This window comes from Stenotrophomonas sp. YJH_SMC_58, from assembly GCF_059369635.1.
The window spans coordinates 1-11,007 of the sequence record NZ_JCAFSW010000006.1 but is presented as its reverse complement, the minus strand read 5'-3'; the positions used below and the strand labels follow the sequence as shown (position 1 = coordinate 11,007).

The window sequence follows — 11,007 nt, the reverse complement described above, 5'->3', positions numbered from 1 at the left end:
GCCCCCGAATACCCCGCACCGGTCCCCACCCGGTGCGGGCGGATGACCATGTTTCCTGACGCCGTACCCGCCCCCGACCTGCTGCATGCACAGGCCTGCCTGATCGATGCCCTCTCGATGTCGCTGCAGATGCGCGACGCTTACACCCGCCACCATTGCGACCGCGTTGGCCTGCTCGCGCAGCGCCTGGCCACGCACTGCGATCTGGATGACGATGCCAGTGCGCAGATCGGCCTGGCAGCGCGCTTCCATGACATCGGCAAGATCGGCATTCCCGATGAGGTGCTGCTGGCCCCGCGCCGGCATACCGACGAGGAGCGCGCGATCATGCGCGAGCATCCGGTGCGCGGTGAGCATATCTTCCTGGCCACCGGCCGCAGCGATGCGGCACCGGTTGCGCGGCTGATCCGCGCCCATCACGAGGCGTTCGATGGCAGTGGCTATCCCGATGGGCTGCGCGGCGAGAGCATTCCGTTGGGCTCACGCATCGTCACCGTTGCGGATGCCTATGACGCGATGACCAGCGTGCGTCCCTACCGTGCCGCGATGGAGCACGAGACGGCTCTGCGCATCATCGACGAGCAATCCGGTGGCCTGATCGATCCTTACGTTCTGCAACGCTTCCATCGCCTGCTGGCGCAGGAACCTGAGCTGGCCTGAGATCTTCCCGCACGTGAAACGACCCGCCGGTAGAGTCGACTGTTAGTCGACTATCGCGCGCAGCGCGGGATTTTCGCCATCTGTACGAAGAGCAGTCGACTAACAGTCGACTCTACCAGTCGGCGCTGTGCTGCCGGCCTGGAAGACAAAAGGCCCGGCGTTCGCCGGGCCTTTCGCATCACGCATCACGGGTGATCGGTTACCAGATCACCACGCGCTTGTCGTCGGCACGCACCATCGCGTCGCCGGCCTTGCACTGGAACGCCGCAGCGAAGGACGGCATGTTCGACGGTGCACCGTTGGCTCGGAAGTTGGCCGGCGCATGCGGGTCGGTGTTCAGGCGTACGCGCAGCTCACCGTCGGTGAAGTTGCGGCGCCACACGGTGGCCCAGTTCATGAAGAAGCGCTGGTCCTGGCTGTGGCCATCCACTTCCACATTCGCCTTCGGGTCTTCCTTCAGCGCCATCTGCAGTGCGTCGTAGGCCACGGTCAGGCCACCCAGATCGCCGATGTTCTCGCCCAGGGTCAGCTTGCCCTTCACGAACACGCCCGGCACCGACTCGTAGCCATCGAACTGTGCAACCAGCTGGTCGGTACGCTCGGTGAAGGCCTTGCGGTCGGCGTCGGTCCACCAGTTGTCGAAATTGCCGTTGGCGGCGAACTGGCTGCCCGAGTCGTCGTAGCCGTGCATCATTTCGTGGCCGATGACCGCACCGATTCCGCCGTAGTTCAGCGCCGGATCGGCCTTGGCGTCGAAGAACGGCGCCTGCAGGATCGCCGCCGGGAACACGATCTCGTTCTTGGTGGCGTTGTAGTAGGCGTTGACCGTCTGCGGGGTCATGCCCCACTCGGTCTTGTCCACCGGCTTGCCGATCTTGTCGAGCATGTAGCGGTAGTTGAACGCACGCGCCGCCTGCATGTTGCCGAGGTAGCTGTCGCCGTTGGTCTGCAGGCCCGCCCAGTCACGCCACTTGTCCGGGTAGCCGATCTTCGGGGTGAAGCTGGCCCACTTTTCCAGTGCCTTCTTCTTCGTTTCCTCGCCCATCCACGGCAGCTGCTCCAGACGCGCCTTCAATGCCTGCGACAGGTTCTCCACCAGGTGCTGCATGGCCACCTTCGACTCGGCCGGGAACACGGCGTCGACGTACAGCTGGCCCAGCGCTTCACCCATGCCACCGTTGACGGACTCCAGCACGCGCTTCCAGCGCGGCTGCATTTCCTTCTGGCCGCGCAGGGTGGTGCCGTAGAAATCGAAGTTGGCCTTCTCGAACTGGCTGCTCAGGTACGGCGAGGCGTCGTCGATGGTGTGGAAGCGCAGGTAGGCCTGCCAGGTGCTGGCCGGCACATCGGCCAGCATCTTGTCCATTTCACCGAAGAAGCCCGGCTGGGCCAGCGAGAACTTCTGCGCGGCCGGCACTTTCAGGGTGTCGAACAGCGCGGTCCAGCTGAAGTTCGGGGTCAGCTTGTCGGCGTCTGCGGCGCTGAGCGGGTTGTAGCGCTTGGCCGGGTCACGCATTTCGATGCGCGACATCGAGGCCTTGGCCAGGCGGGTTTCAAAGGCCATCACTGCCTTGGCCTGCTCGGCCGCCTGCGCGGCTTCCACGCCGGACAGGGTCAGCACCTGCGCGATGTACGCCACGTAGGCATCGCGGATCTTGGCCTGCGCATCGTCGAAGTAGTAGCCCTTCTCAGGCAGGCCCAGGCCGCCCTGGCCGACGTAGGCGATGACGTTGGCCGAATCCTTGTAATCAGCATTGGCAAACAGCGAGAACAGCACGCCCTTGCCCTCGGCCTGGCTGTCGCGCAGGTACTGGGTGATGGCGGCGGTATCGTTCAGCGCGGTGATCTTGTCCAGCTGCGGCTGCAGCGGCGCGAGGCCGGCGGCTTCGATCTTGGCTTCGTCATTGCCGGTCTTCCAGATGTCACCGATCTTGGCTTCCACCGAGCCGGCCTTGGCCTGGCTGGCGGCGGCCTGCTGCACCAGCGCGTGCTGCACTTCCAGCGAGCGCTCGCGCAGGATCTCGAAGCTGCCCCAGGTGGTCTGGTCACCCGGCACCGGGTTGGCCTTCAGCCACTTGCTGTTGACGAAGCCATTGAGGTCGGTACAGGCCGAGATGGCCGGATCGAGGTCGGCGCTGTTGAGTGAGATCAGCGGCGTCTTGATCTGCGACAGGTCGAAGGCCTGCTTGGCGTCGGCACCGGCCGCCGGTGCGGTTTCGTTCTTGCCACAGGCCGCCAGCGAGGCAGCGATGGCGATGGTCAGGCCCAGCGGGACCAGGTTGCGGACGTTCATGAGGCTCTCCTGCGGGTAATTTCACAGGGTAGCCGGGGAGGCCCTCCACAGGGACCGGCCAAAGGTCACAGGGGGAACGCCCGTGGTCGCAAGCGGGTGTGTGCGGACCGTTGGTCCGCACACACCCAGCAGAAGAATACCCACCAACGGTGGGTATCTACTTATTTCGCCTTGCCCTGGTTGGCCACGGCCTCAGCAGCCTTGCGTGCCGCTTCCGGGTCGCCCAGGTAGCGGAACGACTGCACGGTCAGGTCATCGTTCAGTTCGAACAGCAGCGGGATGCCGGTCGGGATGTTCAGCTCGAGGATTTCCTCGCGCGAGACGTTGTTGAGGTACTTGTACAACGCACGCAGCGAGTTGCCGTGGGCGGTGACCAGCACGGTCTTGCCGTCCTTCAGCTGCGGCGCGATCGCGTCGTGCCAGTACGGCAGCACGCGGTCCAGGGTGGTGGCCAGCGATTCGGTGCCCGGCAGCGCGTTGCGGTCCAGACCGGCGTAACGGCGGTCATGGATCGGGTGGCCCGGATCTTCCAGTTCCATCGGCGGTGGCGGGATGTCGTACGAACGACGCCAGACCTTGACCTGCTCTTCGCCGTGCTTGGCCGCGGTCTCGGCCTTGTCCAGCCCCTGCAGGCCGCCATAGTGCCGCTCGTTGAGGCGCCAGGACTTGTTCACCGGCAGCCAGTCCTGCTGAAGCTCGGCCAGCGCACCCTGCAGGGTGTGGATGGCACGCTTGAGCACCGAGGTGTGGGCGACGTCGAACTGCAGGCCTTCCTCGCGCATCAGGCGACCGGCGGCGGCCGCTTCCCGGCGTCCCTGCTCGGTCAGGTCGACATCGACCCAGCCGGTGAAGCGGTTGTCCAGGTTCCACTGGCTCTGGCCATGGCGCAACAGTACGAGTTTACGGGTCACTGCAGGGTCTCCAACGCGAGGAAAGGCAGGCCGCCATTGTAGCCCCGGCCGCCACTCACCGGGCCGTGGCGCCACCCATGCGATGCTGTGGCCAATGAATACGGTGATCGACCCCGGACGCTGGGAAGGCAGCGTCGCCGCGGCCCGCGCGCAGCAGCTCCAGCTGGCCGGCCGCGTGGAGCGCCAGGACCGCCTGCCCAACGACGTGCGCTGGCTGGCCGGGCTGGATGTGGGCTTTGAGGACAACGGTGCCACCACCCGCGCCGCAGCGGTCCTGCTGGATGCGAAGACATTGCAGCCCGTGGCGCAGGAAATAGCGCGCATTCCCACGGTGATGCCGTACGTTCCCGGCCTGCTCAGCTTCCGCGAGCTGCCAGCGTTGTTGGCCGCGCTGGCACTGCTGCCGCGGGCGCCGGATCTGGTGTTCGTCGATGGCCACGGCATCAGCCATCCGCGCCGGCTGGGCGTGGCCGCGCACTTGGGCGTGGTCACCGACCTGCCGAGCATCGGTGTGGCCAAGTCGAAACTGGTCGGCCGCTTCGTCGAACCGGGCGCCGAAGCAGGCGCGCATACGCCATTGATGGACGGTGACGAGCAGCTCGGCTGGGTGCTGCGCAGCAAGGTGCGCAGCAAGCCGCTGTTCGTGGCCGGCGGCCATCGGGTCAGTGCCGATACCGCGCTGGACTGGGTGCAGCGCACCCTGCGCGGTTACCGGCTGCCGGAGCCGACCCGGCTGGCGGATCGGCTGGCTTCACGTCGGGACGAATAGCTGCGCCGGGCATCTCCCGGCACGCGCGTCATCTTCGATCAGCGATGCACGTGACCGCGATGGCCCTGCGCGTCCTCGCCGTGGTCATGACCTTCATGGCCCTCGTGCTCGCCGCCCTTCACCGGCGCCGGTTCACCACAGGCCTCACCGCAGTGGTCCGCTTCAAGCTGCAGCGTCACGTGCTCGATGCCGAAGTCATCGTGCAGGCGCCCGCTCAGCTCACGGCGCAGCGCATCGGCTTCGGTGCCGTCGCGCATCACGACATGCGCGGTCAGCGCCGGCGTGCTGGAGGCCAGCGCCCACACGTGCAGGTCATGCACGTCCATTACCGCGGCGTGGCTGGACAGGCTGTCGCGCACCTTGGCCACGTCCATGCCCTTGGGCACGCCTTCCAGCAGCACGTTGATCGCCTCGCGCATCAGCACCCAGGTGCGCGGCAACACCCACAGGCCGATCAGCACCGCCAGGATCGGATCGATCGGCTTCCAGCCGGTGAACTGGATCAGCACCGCACCCGCAATCACCGCCACCGAGCCGAGCATGTCCGCCCACACTTCCAGGTAGGCGCCCTTCACGTTGAGACTCTCGCCGCTGCCGGCCTGCAGCAGGCGCATCGAGATCAGGTTGATGACCAGGCCGGCCGAGGCGATCACCAGCATGCCGGTGGAGGCGATCTCCTGCGGCTTGCTGAAGCGCCCGACGGCTTCCCACAGGATGTAGCCGGCAACCACGAACAGCATCGCGCCGTTGATCATTGCGCCCAGCGCTTCCAGGCGCGCATAGCCGTAGGTGCGACGCGCATCCGGCGGGCGCCGGCTCAGCCGCACCGCGACCAGCGCGATCATCAGGGCCAGCGCGTCGGTGGCCATGTGTGCCGCGTCGGACAACAGCGCCAGGCTGTTGGTCCAGAACGCGCCCACCACTTCGACGACGAGGAAGGTGGAGGTCAGGCCGAGCGCCCACCACAAGGGTTTCTCGTGGCGGATCTCGGATGGCAGGTGATCGTGGTCGTGGCCCATGGCAACAGCTCCTTTGCGATGGAGGCAGGCTACGCCGGCGGCCGTGGGGAAACTATCACGGTGTTTATAACATTGCAGACTGCACGTCGCGGCTCGCCGCAGCTTGCGCCCGTGCCGGGCCACACTATGATGACCGCATCCCCTCTGGATGGGGAACGGGCAGCCGGATCGCTTCGGCGTTGCGGCCCGCAATGGACACCCAAGCACAAGGAATCCGGAACATGTGGACTACCAAGACCCCCTGGGTCGCCGTCGCCGTGGCCTGCGCGCTGGGCACGGCCGCAAGCGCCTCGGCCAAGACCTGCCAGCAGAACTTCCAGGCGGTAGGCGATCCCCGCAATGGCCAGTTCTTCACCTCCGAAGTCACCCTCCCCGGCCTGAAGCCCCGCAGCGCCCTGGGCCAGCTGCGCAAGGCAGCGCTTGATGAGGGCAACAACTTCGTCAGCGGAGATGTCATCACCGAGACCGAAGGCCAGATGTACGTGCTGCAGACCGACACCAAGATGCCGCTGGTCAGCATCATCACCGCCTCCAATGGCGGCAACGTGGTGGTCGGTACCAAGCTGTCACGCGGGCAGACCGCCAAGGAAGAGGACGCACGCAGCGCGCTGTGTGGCTGGCTGGACAAGCTCAAGACCGGCCCCGAAGGCGAGGCGATCGCGGAAGCCGTGCGTGTCTCCAGCGGTTTCGACAAGCCGATCCAGGCCACTGCGGTCGGCATGTCCACCGAAATGGGCAAGGACGCCAAGCGGCTGCAGCGGGAAATCAACACCGCACCGCTCAGGGCGCTGTTCTCCGGCACCAGCACCCCGCCGGATACCGATGCGATGTACCAGCCGTTGCTCGTCAAGTATTTCGGCCGTCGTTTCATCATCGATGGCCAGGTGTACACCGCCCAGCCCAACCGCTTTGCCAAGACCTTCGAGGTGGGCTATCTGGTCACCAAGATGAAGGGCATCGGTGGCATCGGCGGACGCCAGTCGAACGACGACAACAATGCCAACTTCACCGTGCACTGTGCGCTTGCGCCGGATCAGATGGCGCTGGGCGCCACCCTGCGCGAGAACGACTGGGTGAAACTGGAAGGCGTGGTCGACAAGATGGACACCGGTGGCGTCCACCTGCGCGATTGCCGGCAGGTGAAGTAGCCTTCAGGCTGCGCCGGGGAACGCCCCGGCGCAGGCCTCATCGGGTCAGAACCCGAAGCGCAGGCTGGCCCAGTACGCGCGGCCCGGCTCGTTGTAGGTCGCCGCGCCGGCATCGCTGCTGTTGGCCTCGCGGAACAGGCGCTTGTCGGCCAGGTTGTTCACGCCGAAGCCGAAGCTGACCGTCTCGGTCACCTTGTAGCGCGCGCTCACGCCCCAGATGTTGTACGCACCGCGATCCTGCAGTGCGATCGATGGGTCGCAGGTGCCGGTGCAGCGCGGATCATTGTTGATGTTGGTGGTGGCCGGCTTCTGCTTGCCGTAGAACGTGCCGGTCAGCAGCAGCGACAGCTTGTCGGTGGCCTTCCAGTCCAGCATCGTGTTGACGGTGTACTTCGGAATCACCGACAGCGGCTGGCCGGTGCGCTTGTTCTCGTTCTCCACCATGTAGGTGAAGTTGTTGCTCCAGTTCAGGCGGTTGCCCTGCTCGCCCAGCAGCGGGATCACCAGGTTGCCTTCCAGCCCCTGCACGATCGCCTTCGGCGCGTTCTCCCAGCGGAAGATGCGGCCCCTGGTGTCGGCAGTCAGGCCGATCTGGGTGTAGCCGGCCTGGATCTTGTCCTTGTAGTCGTTATGGAAGTACGTCAACGAGGCCTGCCAGCCGCTCTGCGGTGCCCACTCGATGCCGAGTTCCTTGTTCAGGCTGGTTTCCGCCTTCAGGTCCGCATTGCCGCGCATGTAGCAGCCGGCGCCCAGGCTCGGCAGTGCATTCGGGCAGCCATTGCCACGGGTGTAATACAGATAGTCCGGATTCGACTGGTACAGGTTCGGCGCCTTGAACGCCCGGGCGATGCCGCCCTTCACCACCCAGTCGCCGTTGATGCGGAACTGCGCGTTGAGGCTGGGGCTGGTGTTGTTGCCGAACTGGCTGTGGTGGTCGAAGCGCAGGCCCGGGGTAACGATCCAGCGCTCACCCAGGTAGATGTTGTCTTCGACGAACACGGCGGTGGTCTGCGCATCGGCCTTGCCCCGCGCACGATCGGCCGACAGCCCCGGGATGCCGCCGCCGCTGCTGCTGGACTGGCTCATCGAGTACGGGTCGGTCAGGCGGCTGTCCAGGTATTCAAAGCCAAGCGTCCAGATGTTCTCGGCACCACCCAGCGTGGTCGGGAAGCTCACTTCGCCGTCCAGCTGGTAGTTGCGCAGTCGCGAGGTCGACCAGCCGGTGCCGTTGAAGCTGCCTTCCGGGCCACCGGCCAGGCCTTCGTTGATGCGTGAGTTGTTCACCGCCTCCACCGCAGCTGTCACCCGCGAGGTCACGTCGCCCCAGCGGCCACGATGGGTGATCGCGCCGGTGTTGCGGTACATGCGGTTGGTCTCCGCTTCGCCCTCGGCCAGTGCCGCCAGGTCAACGCCGGTCGAGGTACCGGTGGTGCTGACCGCGCGATCACCAGCGTAGATGTTGCCCTGGCGGCTGGTGCCGGCTTCGAACTCCACCACCTGGTTGGCGGTCACGTCCCAGCGCAGCAGCGCGTTGACATCGCGGTTCTTGACACCCTCGCGGCCGGCCGGCGGCACCGCGTTGGGGTTGGTAGCGTACTGGCGGTTGAGCTCCAGCGAGTCCGCGTCGGTCTTGTTGAGATTGCCGTACAGGCGGAACGACAGGGTGTCGGTCATCGGCCCACTCAGCTGCAGGCCGACGCGTTCGCTGCCACCTTCGGCGCTGTGTTCGGGCACCAGCCCATACAGGTCCACCGCACCGGTCAGGTCGCCGGTCGGGCGCTTGGTGATGATGTTGACCACGCCGCCGGAGGCACCGGAGCCATAGCGTGCCGCCGCCGGGCCGCGCAGCACTTCGATGCGCTCGATCATTTCCGCCGGCACCCAGTTGGTGTCACCGCGGGTATTGCGCTCGCCGCTGCGCCCCATGCGCACGGCATCGCGTGCGCCGATGCGCTTGCCATCGACCAGGATCAGGGTGTTTTCCGGGCCCATGCCACGCAGGTCGATCTGGCGGTTGTTGCCGTACTGGCCCGAGGCGCTGTTGCCGGTCAGGTTGACGCCCGGCATGGTCCGCAACAGCTCGGCGATGTCGTTGGCTGGCGGGCGCCGGGCGATATCCTCGGCGGTGATGGTCGAGGTACCCAGTGCCTGGCGCGCGATCTGCGAGGCGGTGACGTGCACCGTGTCGATATCGGTGGCGTCGGTTTCGGCCTGGGCGGTCAGGGCGCTGCCGGCCAGCAGAGCGGCAACGGCAAGCGCCAGCGGGCGCGGCGAATGGACAACGGCAGGAGACATGATCAGGACCTTCTGGCAGGGCTGCGGGGCCTCTGGCAAAGGGCTTGAGGCAACGACGAGGGGGGAGGCGGAGCCGTCCTGCAGGCACCTGCAGCCCGCTCCGTGCGCGCATTCTCCCATCAATGCGAGTGATTCTCAAATGCGTTCACTCATTGCCGCAGCGGCGTCGATGTGCTTTGCGCACCGTGCAAGCCTGCACCGCGCGTAAACTGGCCGGCTACCCCGCCATCAACCGTATGCCGCCGCGGCCGATACCCGTGGTTTGCCGTACGCAGTCAGAGATCGACGTGGAACCACCCCAACTGGACGATGCCAGCCAGCCGCTGGCCGAGGCCTGGCAGCAATGCCTGCTACAGGCCGGCCCTGCCGCCACCGCGCTGCTCAAGGCCGCTGCCTCCGATGCCCCACCCGCGCTGGCCCAGCGCTTTTACGAAGTGCTGCTGCAGGACGGGCGCGCACGCCGCTTCCTGTCCCACGACCAGGTCAAGCAGCGCCTGCAGCCGGCCATGCAGCGCTGGCTGGTACAGCTGCTGACCACCGACGCCGCTGGCATCGCCACCACGGTCGCCTCGCAGCGGGTGATCGGCGACGTACACGCACGGGTCGGCATCCCGGTCGACCTGGTCACCCGCGGTGCGCGCGTGCTCAAGCACGAGCTGTTCGTGCGCCTGCGCGACGACGCGCCCGACAGCGCGACCGCGTTCGCCGCCATCGCCTGCCTCAGCGCGATCATGGACATCGCCATGGAAGGCATGACCCTGGCCTACACCCATGCGCGCGAGCGCTCCACCCGTGCCGACGCCGCCTACCGGCTGTTCTCGCTGGTACAGAACGTCGGTACCGAACGCGAGCGCCAGCGCGCATTGCTGCTGGACTGGGAGAACGCCCTGCTCTACGCCCTCGCCGGCCACGTGCAGGCCAGCGACAACGCCAGCCTGGCCACCTCGGAGTTCGGCCTGTGGTTCACCCACAAGGGCATCCCCAGCTTCGGCGAAAGCAGCGAAACGCAGCAGGTGGGCCAGTTGATGGCCCGCATTGACGGCCACCTGCAGCGCGCCAGTGGCGATGCTCCGGCGCAGCGACTGGCGGTGCTGCCGGCCATCCGCGAGGACCTGGCCGCCATCCGCACCCTGATGACGCTGCTGTTCGAGCGCATCGGCGAACTGGATGCCGGCAGCGACGCGCTGACCAACCTGCTCAACCGTCGCTTCCTGCCCACCGTGCTGCGCCGGGAAATCGAGCTGGCCACGCGCAACCGCACACCGTTCTCGCTGCTGCTGCTCGACCTGGATCATTTCAAGGCAATCAACGACGGCCATGGCCACGATGCCGGCGACCGTGCGTTGCAGCACGTGGCCGGCCTGCTCGGCCAGCTCACGCGTGGCAGCGACTACCTGTTCCGCTATGGCGGCGAAGAATTCGTGGTGGTGCTGGTGGCGGCCAGCGAATCACAGGCGACCGTGATCGCCGAGAGCCTGCGCCGGCAGATCGCGCAGTCGCCGGTGGCATTGGCCAACGGCCAGGTGCTGGAGCTGACCGCCAGCATCGGCGTGGCCGGCCATGACGGCCACCCGGACTACGAACGGCTGATGGCACGTGCCGACGCGGCGATGTACGAGGCCAAGCGCAGCGGCCGCAACCGCGTGGTGGTCGCCAGAGCGGACCTGCAGGAAGCCCCGGGGCGGCGTGCACTGCAGCGATGACGGCAGGACAGGTAGAGTCGACCGCTGGTCGACTATCGCGCGCAGCGCGGGATTTTTCGCCGTCGGAACGAAGAGCAGTCGACTAACTGTGTAAACCCACCACGTTGTTCAGCAGGACTCTGGAAATAGGTGGCTGGCCACCGATCCCCATGTGAGGGCGGTGCCAGTTGTAGTGGTGCAGCCATTGGGTCAGCACGGAATTGCGCTGG

The 11,007-nt window shown here is 66.4% G+C and carries 9 protein-coding genes; 4 read left to right on the top strand and 5 right to left on the bottom strand.

The genetic code is table 11. The annotated features are described in order from the left end of the window. The first annotated feature begins 42 nt into the window (after positions 1-42). Entirely contained in the window at positions 43-660 is a 618-nt protein-coding gene (locus AC5P68_RS09655) for an HD-GYP domain-containing protein (protein WP_033835529.1), read from the top strand. A 199-nt stretch (positions 661-859) separates the two neighbouring features. Here AC5P68_RS09655 and AC5P68_RS09650 read toward each other — a convergent pair whose 3' ends face one another. After that, positions 860-2,953, bottom strand: a complete 2,094-nt coding sequence (locus AC5P68_RS09650) for a M13 family metallopeptidase (RefSeq protein ID WP_033834514.1) — start codon at positions 2,951-2,953, stop codon at positions 860-862. Positions 2,954-3,114: 161 nt separating this feature from the next. Beyond that, on the bottom strand, positions 3,115-3,864 hold the full coding sequence (gene gpmA / locus AC5P68_RS09645; RefSeq protein ID WP_033834513.1) for a 2,3-diphosphoglycerate-dependent phosphoglycerate mutase: 750 nt from the start codon (positions 3,862-3,864) through the stop codon (positions 3,115-3,117). A 94-nt stretch (positions 3,865-3,958) separates the two neighbouring features. Between gpmA and nfi the strand changes: the two genes are divergently transcribed. Continuing rightward, positions 3,959-4,633 carry a deoxyribonuclease V gene (nfi, locus tag AC5P68_RS09640; protein WP_033834512.1) on the top strand — a complete coding sequence of 225 codons (675 nt, stop codon included), beginning with the start codon at positions 3,959-3,961 and terminating at the stop codon, positions 4,631-4,633. A 38-nt stretch (positions 4,634-4,671) separates the two neighbouring features. Here nfi and AC5P68_RS09635 read toward each other — a convergent pair whose 3' ends face one another. Then, positions 4,672-5,652 (bottom strand): cation diffusion facilitator family transporter, encoded by a 981-nt coding sequence (locus AC5P68_RS09635; protein WP_049404787.1) that lies wholly within the window; start codon positions 5,650-5,652, stop codon positions 4,672-4,674. A 221-nt stretch (positions 5,653-5,873) separates the two neighbouring features. Between AC5P68_RS09635 and AC5P68_RS09630 the strand changes: the two genes are divergently transcribed. Next, positions 5,874-6,800, top strand: coding sequence for a hypothetical protein (locus tag AC5P68_RS09630; RefSeq protein ID WP_005408676.1), 927 nt, complete (start codon positions 5,874-5,876; stop codon positions 6,798-6,800). Between the two features lie 45 nt (positions 6,801-6,845). Here AC5P68_RS09630 and AC5P68_RS09625 read toward each other — a convergent pair whose 3' ends face one another. Then, the gene (locus AC5P68_RS09625) at positions 6,846-9,095 is read right to left on the bottom strand and encodes a TonB-dependent siderophore receptor (RefSeq protein ID WP_033834520.1); all 2,250 of its coding nucleotides are present in this window, start codon (positions 9,093-9,095) and stop codon (positions 6,846-6,848) included. Between the two features lie 287 nt (positions 9,096-9,382). On the opposite strand from AC5P68_RS09625, the gene AC5P68_RS09620 reads away from it, so the two are divergent. After that, complete coding sequence (locus tag AC5P68_RS09620; RefSeq protein ID WP_033834519.1) at positions 9,383-10,798, top strand: GGDEF domain-containing protein; 1,416 nt, start codon at positions 9,383-9,385, stop codon at positions 10,796-10,798. 82 nt (positions 10,799-10,880) lie between these two features. Here AC5P68_RS09620 and AC5P68_RS09615 read toward each other — a convergent pair. Further along, a partial coding sequence (locus AC5P68_RS09615; protein WP_146256670.1) for an integrase core domain-containing protein occupies positions 10,881-11,007 on the bottom strand: 127 nt, incomplete at its 5' end.